Source organism: Pantoea piersonii, assembly GCF_003612015.1.
Lineage (GTDB): Bacteria > Pseudomonadota > Gammaproteobacteria > Enterobacterales > Enterobacteriaceae > Pantoea > Pantoea piersonii.
Window position 1 is genome coordinate 186187 of the sequence record NZ_RARB01000005.1, and the last position, 21197, is coordinate 207383.

At 54.3% G+C, this 21197-nt stretch carries 16 protein-coding genes; 11 read left to right on the plus strand and 5 right to left on the minus strand.

Annotation, left to right across the window (positions count from 1 at the left end; all coding sequences use genetic code 11):
- Positions 1–9: 9 nt before the first annotated feature.
- The 5 genes from D7S44_RS15190 to D7S44_RS15210 all read right to left on the minus strand — a co-directional run bounded on the left by D7S44_RS15190 (position 10) and on the right by D7S44_RS15210 (position 5952).
- Entirely contained in the window at positions 10–999 is a 990-nt protein-coding gene (locus D7S44_RS15190) for an ABC transporter permease (RefSeq protein WP_120456247.1), read from the minus strand.
- Complete coding sequence (locus D7S44_RS15195) at positions 992–2497, minus strand: sugar ABC transporter ATP-binding protein (RefSeq protein ID WP_120456249.1); 1506 nt, start codon at positions 2495–2497, stop codon at positions 992–994. The genes D7S44_RS15190 and D7S44_RS15195 overlap by 8 nt, the downstream gene beginning before the upstream one ends.
- A gap of 1 nt (position 2498) precedes the next feature.
- Positions 2499–3482: a substrate-binding domain-containing protein gene (locus tag D7S44_RS15200; RefSeq protein ID WP_120456251.1), complete on the minus strand. Its 984-nt coding sequence runs from the start codon at positions 3480–3482 to the stop codon at positions 2499–2501.
- A 2-nt stretch (positions 3483–3484) separates the two neighbouring features.
- Entirely contained in the window at positions 3485–4324 is an 840-nt protein-coding gene (locus D7S44_RS15205) for a DeoR/GlpR family DNA-binding transcription regulator (RefSeq protein WP_120456253.1), read from the minus strand.
- 731 nt (positions 4325–5055) lie between these two features.
- Positions 5056–5952 (minus strand): SDR family oxidoreductase, encoded by an 897-nt coding sequence (locus D7S44_RS15210; RefSeq protein WP_120456255.1) that lies wholly within the window; start codon positions 5950–5952, stop codon positions 5056–5058.
- 101 nt (positions 5953–6053) lie between these two features.
- Here D7S44_RS15210 and D7S44_RS15215 point away from each other — a divergent pair, with 101 nt between their 5' ends.
- The 11 genes from D7S44_RS15215 (at position 6054) to D7S44_RS15265 (ending at position 21174) form a co-directional block, all read left to right on the plus strand.
- A complete protein-coding gene (locus D7S44_RS15215) occupies positions 6054–6878 on the plus strand; it encodes a helix-turn-helix transcriptional regulator (RefSeq protein WP_120456257.1) in 825 nt (274 codons plus the stop codon).
- A 497-nt stretch (positions 6879–7375) separates the two neighbouring features.
- Positions 7376–9172, plus strand: a complete 1797-nt coding sequence (gene atzF / locus D7S44_RS15220; protein ID WP_120456259.1) for an allophanate hydrolase — start codon at positions 7376–7378, stop codon at positions 9170–9172.
- A gap of 2 nt (positions 9173–9174) precedes the next feature.
- Positions 9175–12804: an urea carboxylase gene (uca, locus tag D7S44_RS15225; RefSeq protein ID WP_120456261.1), complete on the plus strand. Its 3630-nt coding sequence runs from the start codon at positions 9175–9177 to the stop codon at positions 12802–12804.
- On the plus strand, positions 12801–13499 hold the full coding sequence (locus D7S44_RS15230) for a GntR family transcriptional regulator (protein ID WP_120456263.1): 699 nt from the start codon (positions 12801–12803) through the stop codon (positions 13497–13499). The genes uca and D7S44_RS15230 overlap by 4 nt, the downstream gene beginning before the upstream one ends.
- Positions 13500–13527: 28 nt before the next feature.
- The gene (gene urtA / locus D7S44_RS15235) at positions 13528–14796 is read left to right on the plus strand and encodes an urea ABC transporter substrate-binding protein (protein ID WP_120456265.1); all 1269 of its coding nucleotides are present in this window, start codon (positions 13528–13530) and stop codon (positions 14794–14796) included.
- A 56-nt stretch (positions 14797–14852) separates the two neighbouring features.
- Positions 14853–16421, plus strand: coding sequence for an urea ABC transporter permease subunit UrtB (gene urtB, locus D7S44_RS15240; RefSeq protein ID WP_120456267.1), 1569 nt, complete (start codon positions 14853–14855; stop codon positions 16419–16421).
- Entirely contained in the window at positions 16421–17497 is a 1077-nt protein-coding gene (gene urtC, locus D7S44_RS15245) for an urea ABC transporter permease subunit UrtC (RefSeq protein WP_120456269.1), read from the plus strand. Before urtB ends, urtC begins: the two co-directional genes overlap by 1 nt.
- Positions 17490–18281 carry an urea ABC transporter ATP-binding protein UrtD gene (gene urtD / locus D7S44_RS15250; RefSeq protein WP_120456271.1) on the plus strand — a complete coding sequence of 264 codons (792 nt, stop codon included), beginning with the start codon at positions 17490–17492 and terminating at the stop codon, positions 18279–18281. The genes urtC and urtD overlap by 8 nt, the downstream gene beginning before the upstream one ends.
- A 1-nt stretch (position 18282) precedes the next feature.
- Positions 18283–18981: an urea ABC transporter ATP-binding subunit UrtE gene (urtE, locus tag D7S44_RS15255; protein ID WP_120456273.1), complete on the plus strand. Its 699-nt coding sequence runs from the start codon at positions 18283–18285 to the stop codon at positions 18979–18981.
- 235 nt (positions 18982–19216) lie between these two features.
- Complete coding sequence (locus tag D7S44_RS15260; protein ID WP_120456276.1) at positions 19217–20179, plus strand: LysR family transcriptional regulator; 963 nt, start codon at positions 19217–19219, stop codon at positions 20177–20179.
- Between the two features lie 242 nt (positions 20180–20421).
- Complete coding sequence (locus tag D7S44_RS15265) at positions 20422–21174, plus strand: SDR family oxidoreductase (protein ID WP_120456278.1); 753 nt, start codon at positions 20422–20424, stop codon at positions 21172–21174.
- Positions 21175–21197 lie beyond the last annotated feature (23 nt).

Here is a 21197-nt window from a genome sequence, read left to right on the forward strand (position 1 = left end):
TCTCTCTCGTTAGACAAAGCTGACATCGGTCTCTTTGCGCTTTTTGTAATGGGTGACGGTGATAGCAACCATGATCACCACGCCTATTACGATGTTCATGAAATAGCTGGAGACACCCACCAGGTTGAGGCCGTTTTTCAATATGGCGATCAAAAAGACGCCCATCAGCGTACCGGTGACAGTGCCTTTACCGCCCATCAGGCTGGCGCCGCCCAATACAGTGGCTGCCAGGACGTCCAGCTCTCCGCCGACTAAGGCGTTTGGCACGACTTCTCCTACGCGATAGACCTGAACCAGACCGCCAATAGCGGCCAGCGCGCCAAGGTAGCCATAGGCAAGAATATGAATCAGCCCTACTCTGATACCGATGCGGCGCGCCGATTCTTGATCGCCGCCGGTGGCGTAAAGCTGGCGCCCCAGGTGAGTTTTGTTGAGCAGAAGCCAGGTGAAAGCGGCAATGATGAGCATGATGGTCAGCGGCAAACCAACCTGGTAAGTCTGGCCGCCAACGCTGAAGGGCAGCACGTTATGCAGCGTTGTCCACCATTCCGGCAGGTTATAGAGGCTGCGCCCTTCGGTGAGCCACATCAGCATGCCGAACAGCAGCGCTTGCATACTGATAGTGATGATGATGGAGACGATCCGCAGCCAGTAGATCAGCACGGCGTTAATCACCCCGAACAGCATGCCGCAGGCGATAGCCAGCACAATACTGAGCGGCGCATTATCGAAACCGAACTGGATAAACAGCGACGCGATAATGTACTGCACCACTGAAGCCACGGCCGCAAAAGAGATATCGATGCCGCCTGTCACCAGCACCACAAACAGCCCGAGAGCGAAAATGCCCGTCACCGCATAGGTTTCTGTGAGATCGAGCAGGTTTTGCAGCGTCATAAACTGATCGCTGGTAAAGGAAAACAGCACGATAAAAAACAGCAAAACCCAGGCCAGCCAGCCCTGACTGGAGCGGGGCCTGAAGAAAGAGAGGTTAAGCATTGATCACCTCCGCCAGTTGCCTCTGCTCGACCAGCTGCGGCTGGTATTCGGCGTGGACCGTCCCGTCCCGGAAGTGCAGGATGCGGTCGCAGTTGTAATAGACTTCCGGGATCTCATCAGAGATCAAAATGATGGACATGCCCTCTTGCGCCAGCTGGTGGATCAGGCTGTAGATACTGGCCTTGGCGCCGACGTCAACGCCAACGGTGGGGGAATCAAGAATGAGGATTTTCGGATTCGTAAGTACCCATTTTGCCAGCACGATCTTTTGCTGGTTGCCGCCTGAGAGCGTAGAAATAGCATGCTCTGGATCGGCGACACGGACGCCGAGTTGCTGGATCCAGTTATGGATTAACTTGTTTTTTCGGTATTCATCAATCAGGTGGAAACGGTTGCGAAGCTGGTCGAGAATTGACAACACCATGTTATCCGCCACCGATTGTTGCTGAATTAGCCCCAAAGTCAGCCGGTCTTCCGAAACGTAACCAATACCGGATTTAATCGCGTCCTCGTGATTGCGAAAGCGCACCGGTTTGCTGTCGAGCCAGATTTTGCCGCTATCGGGTTTCGTCATGCCAAACAGCGAAAGCGCAAGCTCGGTACGGCCTGAGCCCAGTAAGCCACACAGGCCCAGCACCTCTCCTTCACAGAGTGAGAAGTTCACGTCGTGATACTGTCCTTTACGGCTGAGGTTCTCCACTTCCAGCATTTTGCGCTGGGGGTTAAAGCAGGGGGTTTTGAGGTGGTAATCCAGTTTGAGGCCGGTCATTAGTTCAGTCAGGCGATGTCCGTCCATTTCCCGGGCGGGCCAGGTACCAATCTTGCGGCCATCACGGATCACCGTCACACGGTCGGAGATTTCGAGTACTTCATCCAGACGATGGCTGACAAAAACGACGCAGATGTTCTTTTCTTTCAGGTAACGTACGGTGCGCAGAAGCTGGTTCACTTCGGTACGGGTCAGCGATGCGGTAGGCTCATCCATAATCACCAGGCGCGCGTCTGCCACCAGCGCACGGCAGATCGCTACCTGCTGTCGCTGGGCAATCGACAGCTCCGCCAGTCGGGCATCAAGTTGCAGATCAAACTTCAGTTCGCTGATGATGCGTTCTGCGCTTGCACGCAGCTTTTTTGCGCTATACCAGCCAAACAGGCTACCGAGATTCTGTTCGAACGCGATGTTTTCGGCCACGCTGAGGTTGGGAAACAACGACAGATCCTGATAAATCACCTGTACGCCAAAATCGCGCGCCTGTTTTGGCGTCAGGCGCGGAAACACATCGCCATTCTCCAGCGTAATAGCGCTACCGCTGTCCGGGGCATGCACCCCGGAAATCACTTTAATCAGGGTGCTTTTACCACAGCCGTTAGTCCCGGCGAGGCAATGCACTTCTCCTGCCATTAGCGTTAATGAGATGTCGCTTAATGCCCGATTGCCTGCGAATGTTTTAGAGAGGCTGTCGACAGCAATTAGCCTCTTTTCTTCAATAAGTTGCATATTACAGCCCCAGTTTGACCAGCCGTGGCAGATTGGTTTTGTCCAGGCTTTCCGTGTTGTTGCCAAGAATGGTGTGGGTGCTTTCATCAACCTTCACCTGACCGAGGCCCTCTATCGACATACCGTTGGTGATGGGTTCGTTTTTCTGCAACATGCTGGCCAGACGGACAAAAACTTCGCCTGCTGTCATCGGGTTCCAGATATAGCCGCCTTTGATCGCGCCACGGTTGACTAACATCTGTCCCTGTCCAGGACTGAAAGATCCAATTACGCAAACCGCGTTAGTTTTGTTACGCGACAGCACAGCGCGGCCTGCGCCGATGGGGCCTTGTGAACCGAAGGCGATAACGCCTTTAAGGTCGGGGTATTTGGACATTAATTCGTTGGTGGTTCTGATGGAGTCATCCAGTGATTCGCCGACGCCAAATTTGTCGCCCACCATTTGCATGTTGGGGTAGTGCGCTTTCTGGTAAGCAACAGCGGAATCCACCCAGGCGTTATGCAGCGGTACGGTTAAACTGCCCACATAGGCGGCATATTTACCCTCTTCATGCATGCACTGAGCCAGCGCTTTCATATGGTTTTCGCCATGTGTTTTGGCATCGACCAGTTCAAAATCCCAGTTGGCATACTTTTGATCAGGCGACTCATGCACCAGCACTTTGATACCCGCATCGCGGGCGCGCTTGAGAACCGGCTCCAGCACTTTTGGGTCATTGGGGACAACGCCAATAATGTCCACTTTCTGGGCGATGAGATCTTCAATCGCACGAACCTGTAAAGCCGGGTCGGAAGAGGTCGGCCCGACCATCCATGCATCAATTCCCTCTTTTGCTGCTTCGCTTTTGATGCCCGCTTCCATTGCATTAAACCAGGGAATGCCTCCGACCTTAACAACCACGCCCATACGCAATTTGTCAGCAGCATGAAGAGAAGCCGTAGAGAAGAGGGCAAGCAGGGAACAGACGAGAAGTGTTTTTTTCATTATCACGATTCCTGATGATTTATTAATTGCATCGTTTGTTGACGTTGAGAACAGTCAATAATATTGACGCCGTTCCATGCCAGTTCCTGACGTAAAGCTTCATCCTTAAATGTGTCCGTTATTAAAAAATCAACATCCCGGTAGTGGCATATCCGCGCAAAAGAAGGGCGCAGGAACTTACCCGCATCAATCAGGAAATATTTCCTTTCTGACGCCAGCAGCATTTGTTGTTTTAAATGCGCGTTATTTTCATTTGTGGCGCGTAAATAACCATCGCTTCCTAAACTGCTACAGGAAAAAAAGATTTTATTGATCAGGAAATCTTTTAGCGGTTGCTCTGCCACAACGCCGTTGAAATCTTCATTGTGATCTGAATATTCACCTCCTAAACAGATGGTACGGATGTTTTTCTTCGCTGCCAGTATCTGCACCACCCGCAGCGAGTTCGTTAAGACTGTCAGCTCGATATCAGGCAGTTGCCGCGCCAGAAACCAACAGGTTGTGCTGCTGTCCAGCAGGATACAGTCACCGGGGCTGATAAAATTCAGCGCACGTTTGGCTATCAAGGTTTTCGCCTGCGTATTTTCATTCATTCTCAGACGAAAGGGAGATTCATGTTCACTGGCTTTATTATTTTTGCCAGGTAAGTTTCCCTGATGCCTGTGGGCCAGTATTGCGCCGCCATGACTACGCTGAATTAACCCTTTCTTCTCAAGTTGAGATAAATCCCGACGAATTGTTTCTTGTGAAACACGACAGGATTTTACTAACTCTTTTACCAGGGCTCTGCCATTAAGTGTTATTTCCTCCAGGATCTGTTTTTGGCGCTCAACAGGTAACATGATGACCTCCGATGTAAATAAATTAGGGGATTAACGAAATGTAAAATGTGCACCAGACTGAAATGTGACAAGGCTTTTTAACATCATGGAAAAGAGTGATTTAAATCACCTTGTTTTTTGCAACGACCAGAGAAGTAGAGAGCTATGTGTGATCGGTGCATCAATTTAAAGTGGAAAGTTGAAGGGATGAGCCAGACACACATTTCTACCATACCTGTTTTCCCACTCAGCCTTAATGACCGAAGTTGACCGTTTCTGTGGGAATGACCGTTTTGCGCGCGTGCAAAGGCTGTTTTTCGGAAAATGACCTCTGTTCTGTTAACACCACGCAGCAGTAACTCATCCTTACTTTCCTTCAGGTGCTCATTAATGATCCGTTTTCGGCAACCACCGGCCGTTGCGCAGTAGATGCGGGCAGGCTACTTACTTTCACTGAGGAACGTTAATGGCGCGCTGACAGCTAACCGGTTGCGGTTGCCTGCGGTATGTTGGGGGACGTGGCGTCAAGAGGAGTAAATCATGAAGGCGCTGTGATAGCAGTTATACACCCAGCAGAAAAGTGGCCCCAAAAGGGGCTTTTTTATCTCAGCCATTGGGCACGACTTTCGCTAAGGCTACTTATTTCAACCGGAGCTGCCCGGTTAAACAGCGCTGATGATCTGTAAAAATCCGTTATCTCACGGGGATGACGGATTTATCAGACTGTTTTACAGTGGCGCCCTTTATGAGGACTACATGACTTCGCGAAAGTAGGTCGTCTCGCGCATATCCTGCAAGAGTCCCGGTCCGTCTGGCTGCCAGTTAAAGGCCTGGCGCGTCCATGCGCTGGAAGCCGGATTATCCATCGAGGCAAAGAAGGCCATCCAGCCCAGCCATTCTCTGGCTTCCTCCAGCGTCAGGCTTTTTACCGGTAGCGCTAAACCGGCACCGATGGTTTCCGCAATGTGGCGGAATGGAACACCTTCTTCCTGCACCGCATGCAGAATCGTACCCGCTGCGGCATGTTCAGCGGCCAGACAAAACAGCTCGGCAGCATCGTCACGATGCACCGCAGGCCAGCGGTTTGCGCCATCGCCAATATAGACCGCCGCGCCTTTTTCCTTTGCCATATTAATAATCATAGGTACAAAGCCGTGATCGCCCGCGCCGTGCACCGTGGGGGGCAAGCGCACCAGCGAAACGCGCACCCCGCGATCGGCCAGCGTCAGCGCAGCCACATTGGAATTTGAACGCGGATGTGGGCCGATAGCGGGGCGCGTCTGCTCAACGGCGAGCTGACCTGGCGATACCAGCGCGGTGCCGCTTGTCACTACCAAAGGACGATTTGAACCCGCCAGTACCTCGCCCATCGTCAGAATCGCGCGTTGGTCAACCTCTGCAGCATAATCCATGCGGCTGAAATCGTGGATATAACCCACATGAATCACGCCGTCGCTCTGTTCAACGGCGCTGCGCAAGCTGGCGGTATTTTCCAGATCCCCACGAATCACCCGCACCTTTTGTTGTTGCAGCTTCTCCGCCGACGCATCGCTACGCGCCAGACCCAGCACGTCATAACCGCGCGCCTGCAATTTTTTCACAATGGCGGAGCCAATAAAGCCGCTCGCACCGGTCACAAAAATTCGCATATTCGTGCTCCTGTCATTGGGTGTAAAAGCACTATGATAAAAAGCGAGCGCGGCGAACAGCCGAGATCTTATACAGGTATACGCACTAACAGGCTCACACTATGACCATTCAGGACGACAATCTGCTCGGCAACTTTCTGCGTGAGCGCCGCCAGCGACTCGACGCCGCTAAACTTGGCTATCAGCTGCTGCGCCGCCGTACGCCGGGATTACGGCGCGAAGAAGTGGCAGTACGTGCCTGCGTCAGCACGACCTGGTACACCTGGTTAGAGCAGGGCAGAGGCGGCGCGCCATCGGAAGAGGTACTGGAACGTCTGGCCAGAGCGCTGGAGTTAAGTGCTGCCGAACGCGATCATCTGTTTCTGCTGGCGCAAAATCGCCTGCCGGGCGTGACCTGGCAAGCGGGTGCTGATGTGACGCCTTCGCTGCAGCGCGTTCTCGACTGTATGACGCATACCCCTGCGCTGGTGAAAACCGCCGAGTGGCATGTCGTCGCCTGGAATCGCGCAGCGACCAAAGTATTTGTTGATTACGCTGAGTTGCCGCCGGAGCAGCGCAACATTTTGCTGATGATGTTCCGCGATGAAAACATGAAAAAACGCCTGCCGGACTGGCATAACGTGACGCGACACATGGTGGCCAATTTTCGCGCCGACGTCGCGCGTACCGGGGCCAGCGAGCATGTGCGCGCGCTGGTGGAGGAGCTGAGTAACATGAGCGAAACCTTCCGTCAGCTGTGGCAATCGCAGGAAGTCAGCCAGCATGGCGAAGGAATTAAAACGCTGCGGCTGCCGGATGAAGGCGTACTGGAACTGGAATACAGCACCTTTGCGGTAGAAGGTAAGCCGGGGTTGAGTCTGGTGGTGTTTAACCCGCGTCAGTCGCAAGATCGGGAGAAAGTGGCGCGGTTGATGGCGCGTGAGTAGCCGGGTTCGCTGACAGTAGATCGCTACGCACCGTTTAATGCACACTTCTCAGCTTCTCTGAGGTTCAAGAGGCAGTATCACCGCGGCTGAGAGCTTCTGCCTGGTATTAATGAAAAGGCAACAAAGAGGGCCTCTCGCAACGTTCTCTGTGGTGACATCGTTATACGTAACGCTCGCCTTACACTATGTAGATCTCTGTTCATTATGTGTAAAGTCTCCTCGGTAATATACGGAACTGCTTATTACATTAACTGCCCATAAAAAGCTTGCCTGAAGTATCAGCGTGCATCTTTCTCACCCTCCTTAATTTATTAAGATGCGATTAATTCAATTACAACCTGCTGCATTAAATCAGTGCGATATTTGCACTGAAAGCAATCATACGTAATATCAATAAAAAATAATTTTCATTAATTACCTTATAAAACAGGTGATTATACATTTGGCATGTTTTATGCCTTATGAATTCCATCTTGTATACCAGATGGAATTCATACATGGCTTACACGTTCGGTTTTACCCTTCAGGACTGGCAACGCTGTTATCAGCAAGATCCGCACTCTATTTCTTCACTGCTGGCGGCACATCTTGACGCTATTGATCAGCAGGATAATGCCTGGATTTACCTCGCTACACCTGAACAATTGCAGGCGCAAATCGAGCACTTACTGCCGAACTACCTGCGCAATCCGGCTGCACTGCCGCTGTTTGGCGTACCCTTTGCAGTAAAAGACAATATTGATGTGGCAGGCTGGCCCACCACTGCAGCCTGTCCTGCTTTTGCCTATACCGCAGAAGAGGACGCCTTCGTCGTCGCGCAGCTGAAGGCAGCGGGTGCAGTCGTAATCGGTAAAACCAATCTGGATCAGTACGCAACAGGACTGGTCGGTACACGCTCTCCATTTGGTGAGGTAAGCAATACCTTTAATCCCGCCTATGTCAGCGGTGGATCAAGCTCTGGTTCCGCCTCGGTGCTGGCGCGTGGGCTGGTCGGATTCTCTCTCGGCACCGATACTGCCGGTTCTGGCCGTGTGCCTGCTGGTTTCAATAACATTGTCGGTCTTAAGCCAACGAAAGGCTGGTTCTCTGCCAGGGGCGTGGTTCCCGCCTGTCGCCTGAACGACACAATTTCAGTGTTTGCCTTAACGGTAGAAGATGCCTTTACTGTCGCTACTGCCGCAGGCGGCTACGATGCCGATGACGCCTATTCACGCAATAACCCGCAAACTGCGCCCGCCAGTTTCAAAACAAAACCAGACTTTGGTATCCCGGCAACGCCGGAGTTTTTTGGTGACAAGCAGGCTGAAGCCGCCTGGTATAGCGCCCTCGAGCAGCTAAAGGCGAGCGGCGCTACGCTGCACCCTGTCGATTTTGCTCCCTTCCATCAGTTAGCTGAGCAGCTTTATTACGGTCCGTGGGTTGCCGAGCGCACCGTGGCGGTAGGCGAGATGATCAACCGCCCGGAAGAGATGGACCCAGTGGTGTACGGCATCGTCAGCAACGGCCTGAAATACACAGCAGTAGAGGCCTATCAGGCGGAATACCTGCGAGCCGAACTTACGCGTCAAATCCAGCAAACGATGGCGCAGTTTGATGCCGTGGTCGTGCCAACGTCTCCCACCATCCATACGCTGGAAGAGATGAAGCAGGAACCGGTCTACTACAACTCTCAGTTCGGCACCTACACCAACTTCACCAACCTTGCCGATCTCAGTGCGCTGGCATTGCCTGGCCCGTTTCGTGCCGATGGACTGCCTGCCGGGATCACGCTGATTGCGCCAGCCTGGCAGGATCGTGCTCTGGCCTGTTTTGGGCTGCGCTGGCAGCAGCAGATGGCATTCCCTCTGGGTGCGACTGGCAAACCACAGCCCACACAACCGGCCGCGTTACCCGATTCCAGCGATCATGTGCGTGTAGCGGTCGTAGGCGCACATCTCACCGGCATGCCGCTCAATTTCCAGCTTACCAGCCGTAACGCCGTTTTGGTCGAAGAGACATGTACGGCCAGCCATTACCGCCTGTTTGCCTTGCTCGATGGCCCGATTAAGAAGCCTGGTCTGCTGCGCAGTGATAGCGGCGCGGCGATTACCGTAGAGCTATGGGATATCCCCCTGGCGCGTTTTGGCGAGTTCGTGGCGGAAATCCCGGCCCCGCTCGGCATTGGCTCACTCACGCTGGCAGATGGCCGCATTGTAAAAGGCTTTATCTGTGAGCCAGCGGCGCTGTCGCAAGCGCTGGAAATTACTGAGTCTGGCGGCTGGCGCAACTGGCTGGTCTCACAAGGGAGTAAATAATCATGTTCAGCACCGTTCTGATTGCTAATCGTGGTGAAATCGCCTGCCGCGCCATTCGTACCCTGAAGCGCCTCGGCGTGAAAAGCGTGGCCGTCTATTCTGATGTTGATCGCAACGCGCGCCACGTCAAAGAGGCTGATGTGGCGATCGCGCTCGAAGGGGAGAAAGCCAGCGACAGCTATCTGTGCATTGATAAGATCCTTGCCGCCGCTCAAGAGGCCGGTGCAGAAGCAATCTGGCCGGGCTACGGTTTCCTTTCTGAAAGCCAGTCTTTTGCCACCGCCTGTGAAGAAGCGGGTATCACCTTTGTTGGTCCAACAGCCCAGCAGATAGGTGAATTCGGTTTGAAACACCGCGCCCGCGAACTGGCCGCCAGCGCTGGCGTACCCATGACGCCGGGCACACCGCTGCTGACTTCATTAGAAGAGGCGATTAACGCAGCAGAAATTATCGGCTACCCGGTGATGCTGAAAAGCACAGCAGGCGGCGGGGGAATTGGTTTGAACCGCTGTGCGGACGAAGACGCACTGCGCAACGCATGGGAAAGCGTGCGCCGTCTGGGCGAGCAGTTCTTTAGCGATGCCGGCGTATTCCTTGAGCGCTGTATTGATCGCGCCCGTCACGTTGAAGTGCAGATTTTCGGCGATGGCCGTGGCAAGGTGGTCGCCCTGGGCGAGCGTGACTGCTCGCTACAGCGCCGTAACCAAAAAGTGGTGGAAGAAACCCCTGCGCCCAATCTTCCGGCGGCCACGCGTGCAGCGCTGCTGGCTTCCGCTGTACGTCTCGGCGAACGGGTCGGCTACCGCAGCGCAGGCACCGTTGAATATATTTATGATGCTGAACAGGACAGGTTCTATTTTCTCGAAGTAAACACCCGCCTGCAGGTAGAACATCCGGTGACAGAATGCGTGACCGGTCTCGACTTGGTTGAATGCATGCTCCAGGTCGCGGCGGGTGATGCCATTGACTGGACGCGCCTGCAAAAAGCCCCAAATGGCGCATCTATTGAAGTTCGTATCTATGCCGAAGATCCGCTGAAAAATTTTCAGCCGAGTCCTGGCGTATTGACTAACGTTACGTTCCCCGATGACGTACGCATTGATAGCTGGATCGACACCGGTACCGAGGTCTCTGCATTTTACGATCCGATGATCGCCAAAGTGATTGTTCATGCCGACACGCGTGAAGCTGCCCTGAAGAAGATGCAACAGGCGCTGGGTGCCACGCAGCTGCACGGTATCGCCACTAACCTTGACTACCTCCGCCAGGTTGTCGCCACTGAGGCCTTTCACACAGGCGATGTCTGGACGCGTTTCCTCGACAGCTTCACCCCCTCCGCCAGCGTGATTGAGGTGCTGAAACCAGGGACTTTCAGCACTATTCAGGATTTCCCTGGCCGTCTCGGCTACTGGGATATTGGCGTACCGCCTTCCGGCCCGATGGATGATTTAGCCTTCCGCCTTGCCAACCGCATTGTCGGTAACCACGAAAGCGCTGCCGGTCTGGAGTTAACTTTGCAGGGACCAACGCTGCGCTTCCATAGCGACGCCGTAATTGCCCTCACTGGCGCGGATTGCCCTGCCGACCTGGATGGGGAAAGCATACATTACTGGCAGCCAGTTACAGTCAAAGCTGGTCAGACGCTGACGTTAGGCCGCGCACGGAGTGGCTGTCGCACCTATTTAGCCGTGCGTAACGGCTTTGACGTGCCAGAATACCTCGGCAGCCGCTCAACCTTTTCACTTGGCCAGTTTGGTGGCCATGCCGGGCGCACTTTACGTGTAGCCGACATGTTGCCGATCTCCCAGCCGCAGCTGCCTGCCTGCACCACGCCTGCGCCGGTCAGCGAACCGCAGGCGCTCGATGATGCGCTGGTTCCCCATTACGGCACAGTATGGCGCATCGGGGTAGTGTACGGACCACATGGCGCGCCGGATTTCTTTACACAGGCCGCTATCGATGAGTTTTTTTCCAGCGACTGGCAGGTGCATTACAACTCGAACCGACTTGGCGTACGTTTAGTCGGGCCTAAGCCTGGCTGGGCGCGCGCCGATGGTGGCGAAGCCGGGCTGCATCCCTCCAATGTACACGACTGCGAATATGCGATTGGGGCAGTGAACTTTACCGGCGATTTTCCGGTGATCCTGACACATGATGGCCCAAGCCTTGGCGGTTTCGTCTGTCCGGTGACCATTGCTAAAGCCGAACTGTGGAAAGTCGGTCAGGTGAAGCCAGGCGACCGCATCCGTTTCCATCCCATCAGTGTTGAAGAAGCGGTGGCGCTGGAGAAAGCGCAGACGCACAGCGTGGAGACCCTGCGCAGCACCCACGTACCGGCTTTTGAAGTGCCGTCGCTGACCGCAAGCCCCACTGGCGCTGCCGCCTTACTGGCCGCCTTACCGGCTACTGCCACCACGCCTGCCGTCGTTTACCGCCAGGCCGGTGACAAATATGTGCTGATTGAATATGGCGATAACGTATTGGATCTGGCGCTGCGTCTGCGTGTGCATCTCCTGATGAATGCGCTGCGCGCGCGTGCGGTTCCGGGTGTTGAGGAGTTAGCGCCTGGCGTGCGCTCGTTGCAGGTACGCTATGACAGCCTGCACCTCAGCCAGCAACAGTTAATGCGCTTGCTGCTGGAGCTGGAGGCGGGGCTGGGCGATGTCAGTGAGCTGAAAGTATCGTCACGCATTGTCTGGATGCCGATGGCATTTGAGGACAGCGCCACGCTCGGCGCGGTGCAACGCTACAAAGAAACCGTACGCGAAAGCGCGCCATGGTTACCAAACAACGTTGATTTTATTCAGCGTATCAACGGGCTGGAGAGCCGCGAAGCCGTACGGGATACCCTTTTCGATGCCAGCTACCTGATCCTCGGCCTGGGTGATGTTTATCTTGGCGCACCATGCGCGGTGCCGGTCGATCCCCGCCATCGCCTGCTCAGTTCTAAATACAGTCCGGCGCGAACCTTCACAGCGGAAGGGACCGTGGGCATCGGCGGCATGTACATGTGCATCTATGGTATGGACTCACCGGGCGGTTATCAGCTGGTCGGCCGTACGCTGCCTATCTGGAATAAATTCCTCAAAAACGATCAGTTCCTGGCAGACGAGCCCTGGCTGCTGCGCTTCTTCGATCAGGTACGTTTCTATCCGGTTAGCGAAGAAGAGCTCACACAGCTGCGCGACGACTTCCGTGAAGGGCGTGCAGCGATACGCATTGAAGAAACGATATTCGACTTCGCCGCACATCAGCAATTTCTCACCGAGCATGCCGACTCAATTGCTGCCTTTCGACAGCGCCAGGCCGCTGCGTTTGAGCAGGAAGTCACGCTTTGGGCACAGGAAGAGGAGAGTACGCCACCTTCCGCTACAGAGACGCTGGTGGCTGTTGAAGAGGATGAAGGTGCGCAGGGAGTGTGCGCTGACATGAACGGCAACATCTGGAAAGTGCTGGTTCAGCCGGGCGATACGGTGGAAGCGGGGCAGACGCTGATCATCGTGGAAGCCATGAAAATGGAACTGGCAATTGTCGCGCCTCAAGCCGGCACAGTAAAACGCATCGCCTGTCAGGCCGGACGTCCAGTCAGCCCGGGCGACACCTTGCTGTGGCTGGAACAGGGGGGGGCATGAAGCAGGGCCCACGTAGCAGAAACCGTCCGGAAGCACTGGCGGAAAAGGTTTACCAGGCGCTGAAACAGGACATTTTTGCGTTCCGTTTAATGCCGGGCGATCGCTTCAGTGAAAACGAGATCGCCGAGCGGATGGAGGTGAGCCGCACGCCTGTACGCCAGGCGCTCTTCTGGCTGGAGCGAGAAAACTATGTGGAAGTGTGGTTCCGCAGTGGCTGGCAGGTGAAGCCGTTTGACTTCGAATATTTTGAGGAACTGTACGACTTGCGCACCGTACTGGAGCGGGAAGCGGTACGCCGTCTGTGCGCACTGCCACCGAGTGCCTGTGCCGAAGTGCTTGCCGCCTTGAAAACGTTCTGGATTGACGCGCTACGGCTGGAAGATGGCCAGGCGGTGTCGGCACAGGACGAAGCATTTCACATAGCGCTGGTAACGGCCGCTGGCAATCAGGAAATGGCGCGTATCCACACAGAGTTAACTGAAAAGATCCGCATTATCCGCCGTCTCGACTTTACGCGTGACGATCGTATCGATGCGACCTACCGGGAACATGCTCAAATTTTACAGGCAGTTTTCCAGCAACAGACTGAGGAGGCGCAGCGCATTTTAACCAGTCACATTGCCGTAAGTAAGGCAGAGGTCAGAAAGATCACATTGCATATGTTGCAGCAGGCCCGACTTCAACCTGTTGAATAAAAAAATCAATACACTTAGGGAGTTAATAATGGAAAGACGTTCGTTGCTTAAAGCTTTAGCGCTCTCTGCTACCCTGGCCACTCTTGGCTTTACCTTTGGCGCGCAGGCTGCCGACACCATCAAAGTGGGCATTTTGTCTTCGCTGTCCGGCACCATGGCGATCTCGGAGACACCGCTGAAAGATGTGGCTTTAATGACCATTGATGAGATCAATGCTAAAGGCGGTGTCCTGGGCAAAAAGCTGGAACCGGTAGTGGTCGATCCGGCCTCTAACTGGCCACTGTTTGCTGAAAAAGCCCGCCAGTTACTTACGCAGGATAAAGTCGCCGCGGTGTTTGGCTGCTGGACATCAGTTTCACGCAAGTCGGTGTTGCCAGTGTTTGAAGAGCTAAACGGACTGCTGTTCTATCCGGTGCAGTATGAGGGTGAAGAGATGTCGCCCAATGTGTTTTATACCGGCGCCGCGCCAAACCAACAGGCGATCCCGGCGGTGCAGTATCTGATGAGCGAAGAGGGTGGCAGCGCGAAACGTTTCTTCTTGCTCGGGACTGATTATGTCTACCCACGCACCACCAATAAGATCCTGCGTGCCTTCCTGCATACCAAAGGGGTTCAGGATAAAGATATTGAAGAAGTCTATACACCGTTTGGGTACAGCGATTACCAGACTATCGTGTCCAACATCAGGAAATTCTCAGCCGGTGGTAAAACTGCGGTGATCTCCACCATCAACGGAGACTCCAACGTTCCTTTCTATAAAGAGCTGGCCAACCAGGGCATTAAAGCTACCGACATTCCGGTGATCGCTTTCTCGGTAGGTGAAGAAGAGCTGCGCGGTATAGACACCAAACCACTGGTTGGTCAGCTAGCGGCATGGAACTACTTTGAATCAATCGATAATCCAGCGAATACCCAGTTCGTTGCTGACTATCGCGCCTATGCCAAAGCACATAACCTGCCGAACGCAGGGACGGTGGTGACCAACGACCCGATGGAGGCGACCTATGTAGGGCTGCATATGTGGGCACAGGCAGTTGAGAAGGCGGGCACGACCGATGTGAATAAAGTGCGGGCGGCGATGGCCGGACAAACCTTCAATGCGCCAGATGGCTTCACGCTGACCATGGATAAGGTCAATCACCACCTGCATAAGCCGGTAATGATTGGTGAAGTGCAAGAGAACGGCCAGTTCAATGTGGTGTGGCAGACCGAACAGCCAGTACGCGCTCAGCCGTGGAGCCCGTACATCGCCGGTAATGATAAGAAGCCTGATTATCCGGTGAAGACGTCGAATTAAAATGATGCCCCTCAGGATCCTGAGGGGCACTGAGCCATACACAGAAGGCCGCAATAATGAATTTTAAACGCTACATCTGTTGTTTGCTGCTCCTGCTCCTTCCCTGGCTTACTCACGCTGGCGATGGCGCTGATTTCGCCGCCGCCAGCCGCACGCAGCAGGCAACGTTACTGCTACAGTGGGCCGCTGCGCCTCAGACCAGCCGCTTGCCGCTGTTACAGGCGCTGCGTAAAGAAAGCGTAGTAATTGACCAGAACAAGCAGCCGTTCAGCAAACAAGACGGCAGGCTTATTCCGCTGGACAGCGCTCTGCAACCCAGCGGCGGCACACAAAAGCTGTTTATGAATAACCGGCTGCGTCTCCTGATTGCCAGCGCTCTGGCCGCACACCAGTTGGTGAGTGACGATCCTGTAATCCGATTAAGTGCCGCACAGCAGCTACAGAATGACGGTGCTGCCGATCAGCTGCCGCTGATTGAACAACGCCTTGCAGTAGAAAAAGACCCGCAGGTGCATAGGGCGCTGGTCATGGCGGCCGCTAGCCTGCAACTTGCCAGCCCCGATGCGACAGTGCGTCTCAAAGCCGTTACGCTGCTTGGCGAATCTACCGATCCCACTATGCAGGCCAGCCTTAATCGTTTAACCCAGACAAGCAACGAACCTGACGCCAGGGTGCGCGCCGCTGCCGCTGACAGTCTGCAACAAATCAGGCACCGACTGATGTGGGGTGACCTGTTTGGTCAGGCTTTTACCGGCCTCTCACTGGGTTCCATTCTGCTGCTGGCCGCGCTCGGTCTGGCCATCACCTACGGTCTGCTCGGCGTGATCAATATGGCGCACGGCGAAATGTTAATGCTGGGGGCTTACGCCACCTGGTTTGTCCAGAATCTGTTCCAGCAGTTCGCACCTGAGTGGCTGGCGTGGTATCCACTGCTGGCGCTTCCGGTGGCGTTTACTGTGACCGCCGGGATGGGCATGCTGCTGGAGCGCACCATTATCCGGCATCTGTATGGTCGTCCACTGGAAACGCTGCTCGCCACCTGGGGTATCAGCCTGATGCTGATCCAGCTGGTGCGTATGCTGTTTGGCGCGCAAAACCTTGAGGTAGCCAACCCAGGCTGGCTCTCTGGCGGGCTTCAGGTGCTACCCAACCTGGTGCTGCCGTATAACCGTATTGCGGTGATCCTGTTTGTGTTCGCTGTACTGGCGCTCACCTGGCTGCTGTTGAATAAAACGCGCCTGGGCCTCAATGTCCGGGCCGTAACGCAAAACCGGGCGATGGCGGATTGCTGCGGCGTCCCGACCGGACGCATTGATATGCTGGCATTTGGCCTCGGTTCAGGAATTGCCGGGCTTGGCGGCGTGGCACTGTCACAGCTTGGTAATGTGGGGCCTGAACTCGGCCAGGGCTACATCATCGACTCTTTCCTTGTGGTGGTTCTGGGTGGCGTAGGGCAACTGGCGGGCACCGTGGTAGCAGCCTTTGGGCTGGGCATTCTTAACAAAATACTGGAGCCACAGATTGGCGCGGTACTGGGAAAGATCCTCATCCTTGTGTTGATTGTGCTGTTTATTCAGAAACGTCCACAGGGCCTGTTTGCCTTCAAAGGGAGGGTAACTGACTGATGAGCCAACCCATAACCTTAACGCTGGCGCGTAAAATACCGCGCCTGAGCATCAGCCTTGGCGCAGCCTTCACCGTCCTGCTGCTGGCGCTGCCATTCTGCGCACTGTTACCCGCCGCGCATCCGCTGGCTATTTCAACCTATACGCTGACGTTGTTCGGCAAAATACTGTGCTATGCGGTTGTTGCCGTGGCGCTGGATTTAGTGTGGGGTTACGCCGGCTTACTGTCGCTCGGACATGGTCTGTTTTTCGCGCTGGGTGGCTATGGCATGGGCATGTACCTTATGCGTCAGGCTTCGGGCGAGGGCTTACCCGCTTTTATGTCCTTTTTGTCATGGAGCGAGCTGCCGTGGTTCTGGGCAGGTACTCAGCATTTTGCCTGGGCACTGTGTCTGATCATCCTTGTGCCTGGCGTGCTGGCACTGGTGTTTGGCTTCTTTGCCTTCCGCTCGAAAATCAAAGGGGTGTACTTCTCGATCATGACGCAGGCGCTGACTTATGCGGGCATGCTGTTGTTCTTTCGCAATGAAACCGGCTTTGGCGGCAATAATGGCTTTACCGGTTTCACAACCTTGCTCGGCTTTAATGTCACCGCCACCAGCACACGCATTGGGCTGTTTATCGCCACGCTGTTGCTGTTGTTGTTCAGCCTCGGTATTGGCTTTGCCCTGGCGCGCAGCAAGTTCGGCCGCGTGCTGACAGCGGTACGTGATGCAGAAAACCGGCTGATGTTTATAGGCTATGACCCCAGAGGATTCAAACTTTTTGTCTGGACACTCTCTGCGGTGTTATGTGGGCTGGCTGGCGCGCTCTATGTACCGCAGGTCGGCATCATCAACCCCAGCGAAATGTCGCCGACCAACTCTATTGAAGCGGCCATCTGGGTTGCGCTCGGTGGCCGCGGCACGCTGATTGGTCCGCTGTTGGGTGCGGCGATAGTGAACGGTGCTAAGAGCTGGTTCACCGTGGCTTTCCCGGAGTTCTGGCTGTTCTTCCTTGGCCTGATGTTTATCCTTGTCACGTTGTTCCTGCCGCGTGGGGTAATTGGCCTGCTGCGTCGGAGGCGTAATGACTGAAAAACTTTTTACTCAACCCCACCCGGCAGATCGTCATCGGGAGAAGACGGACCCCGTTTTACAGCTGAACAACGTTAACGTCTCTTTTGATGGCTTTCGGGCGCTGACCGATCTGTCACTGGAAATCGGGGTTGGCGAACTGCGCTGTGTGATAGGGCCTAATGGCGCAGGCAAAACCACATTGATGGATGTGATCACCGGAAAAACATGTCCTGACAGCGGGCTGGTGATCTATGACCAGGACAAGGATCTGACCAGGATGTCGTCAGTCGAGATTGCGCGTGCCGGCATCGGCCGCAAATTCCAGAAACCCACGGTATTTGAGGCGTTAACGGTGTTTGAAAACCTGGAGATCGCGCTGAAAAACGATAAGTCTGTGTGGGCCAGCCTGCGCGCCAGGCTGGATAGTGAGCAGCAGGATCGCATTGATGACGTGCTCAAACTGCTGCGCATCGGCGGCGAACGCCAGCGCAAAGCCGGGTTGCTGTCTCACGGTCAGAAGCAGTTTCTCGAAATCGGCATGCTGCTGGTGCAGGAGCCACATCTGCTGCTGCTCGACGAGCCGGCTGCTGGCATGACCGATGCGGAAACCGAATACACAGCCGAGCTATTTCGCAGTCTTGCAGGCAAACACTCGCTAATGGTAGTCGAGCATGACATGGGCTTCGTGGAAGCCATTGCCGATCATGTCACGGTACTTCATCAGGGCCAGGTACTGGCTGAGGGGTCGTTACGCGAAGTACAGGCGGACGATCGGGTCATTGACGTTTATCTGGGGCGCTGAAATGCTGCAAGTATCAAAACTGCATCAATATTATGGTGGCAGCCATATTCTGCGGGGCCTCTCTTTTGAGGCGAAGCCAGGCGAAATTACCTGTCTGCTCGGACGCAACGGCGTAGGCAAAACGACCCTGTTAAAATGTCTGATGGGGTTAATCCCGGCTAAATCGGGTGAGATTCGCTGGCAGGATAAGGTGATTAACAGCCGTAAGCCGCATCAGCGCATGCAGTCAGGCATTGCCTATGTCCCGCAGGGACGCGAAATTTTCCCACGCCTGACGGTAGAAGAAAACCTGCTGATGGGCCTGGCACGCTTCTCCGGCTCAGAGGCTAAAAAAGTGCCGGAAGAGATTTATCAGCTGTTCCCGGTGCTGCGGGAGATGAAAGCGCGAAGGGGAGGTGATCTGTCCGGAGGTCAGCAACAGCAGCTTGCCATTGGTCGTGCGCTGGCTGGAAAACCAGAGCTGCTTATTCTGGATGAGCCTACAGAGGGTATTCAGCCCTCTGTTATCAAAGAAATCGGTGAAGTTATTCGCCAGCTGGCAAAAAAAGGCGATATGGCAATTCTGCTCGTGGAACAGTTTTACGATTTTGCAGCCGATCTGGCAGATAGCTATCTGGTGATGTCGCGGGGAGAAATTATCCAGCGAGGGAGAGGCGAGGATATGGAAAGCGAGGGTGTGAGAAATCTCGTAGCAATCTGACTCGTCTGGCGGTTGAGTGACCCACTTTAACAACGTGAATTTGTGCCTGAGCGTTAAACCATTATCCCCCGCTTTGTTCCAGAGGCGGGGCGATGAGAGGGGCTGATTAACGTATTACGCTTCCTGTATCTAATGCCCACGTAATGCCAGATTTATTAAAGAGCGTTGCTCTGTTCAGCAATGATTCATTTTTATATGATTTGAAAACCTGAATTCTCACTGCACAGATGCCCTTATGGAACAGATATCTATTGAGCGACTGACAGGTCTTATAGCCTTTACTCGCGCGGCATCACTTGGCAGCTTTTCCGCAGCCTCCAAAGCCTTGGGTATTTCTCCTTCAGCCGTCAGTAAAAGCATTGCCCGGCTGGAAAAGCAGATGAACCTGTCGCTTTTTACCCGAACAACGCGCTCCCTGCATCTGACTCAGGAGGGCAGAGTACTTTATGAAAAAGCCCTGCAGCTTTTGCAGGAGGCCGAAAATATTCAACAGGCAGTCATTTCTGCCAGAAGCCGGCCTTCTGGCTTGCTGCGAGTGACGGCGCCCTGGCCCATTGCGGTCCATATACTTGCACCGGCTCTACCCGCTTTTCATGAACGCTATCCAGATATTTTTGTAGATATTCGTATCAACGATCAGGTCAGCGATATGACGGCAGAGGGCATTGATGTTGCTCTCAGGGTAGGAAGTATTCCGGATTCACGGTTAATTGCTCGACGACTGGGCCACCACCGCATTAGCGCATTTGCTTCTCCCTCTTATCTGAAACGTAAAGGTACGCCTGTGCATCCTGACGAGCTAAAAGATCATGACTGCGTTAATTTCCGGTTTCAAAGTACAGGCCAGGTATTTCGCTGGGCATTCAGTATGGATAATGAAATAGAGGAATATCCCGTTAATGCCTGGATGATGGCGGACGCCAGCGAGGTAGTTTCGGGCGTAGTTATATCGGGCGGGGGAATCGGATTTTTGCCCACCTATATGAGCGCGCAGCATGTGAGAAACGGAACCCTTGTTCCGGTGATGCCAGCCTTTGCTTTCAATCGAGCCTGGATCACCGCCTTATGGCCTGAAAGCCGGCGTAACAGCATAAACGTAAGGGTATTTATCGACCTGCTGAGCGAGATTTTCGCCTCCCCGACACCCTGGGAGAATGACCTGAAAATAAGGGAAGAAAAAACAAACCCGCCACGCTAAAGCTGCATAGCTGCCATGCTGAAAGAGAGATTCACGATGGTTACTGAAAACGTCAGCATGTAAGCCTGCAATTTATGTAGTGACCTCCCTGTTTTGTTACCTGAAAGTTCCAGGCTTTTGCTCTGATTTGTTCCATCATGGCACTTGCAGAGTGAGCATTAGCGCCATTAAATCAGCAAATAAAATCCCCTAGTATGTTCATGAACGGTCATTTACCAAATCCAACTTTCCCGGAGTTAATCATGAACACAACAGAAGCGCTGTCCGTCACGTCCAGACCAAACGGCATCACCGGTAGTCACGTAATGATTTTTGGCGGAAGCTCCGGCATCGGCCTGTCTGCAGCGATTCAGGCAAAAGATGCCGGAGCAAAAGTCACCATCATCGGCTCGAATCCTGATCGTACTGCCAGCGTCGCGATGCAATATGGTTTCAACTGGCGCAGTGCGGATATTACTGACAGGGAGGCCGTCAACGCAGCCTTGTCAGACGTTGACGATGTTGATCATCTGGTACTTCTGGCAGGCTCCTTTGTGGCAGGAAAGATAATGGAAGCCGAACCGGACTATTTGCGACGCGCTTTTGACGAGCGCATCTGGGCCTCAGTCGATATTCTCCGGGCGCTTGGCGACCGACTCAGCGAAACTGCATCCGTCACGTTTATCTCCGGCGTCCTGGCTGACCGTCCCAACGCAGCGGGTACCGCTGTATTAGCCGCGGCTTCTTCAGCTATGGAAGGCTTTGCCCGCGGTCTTGCTCTGGAGTTAGCGCCACGCCGCTTTAATACCCTTTCACCAGGCACCACAAATACAGCTCTGCTCGGACGTACGCTCGGGGCAGCGCGCGACGGTTACATCGCTTCCTTAAGTGCACAGCTTCCCTTAAAGCAAATTGTTTCCGCAGATGCGGCGGGCGCCGCCGTGCTGTTTCTGATGCAGAACCCTTTTATGAATGGCGAAGTAGTGCATATCGATGGTGGACAGCGACTCGTCTGAGCCGACCAGTCTTTAACCAGGAG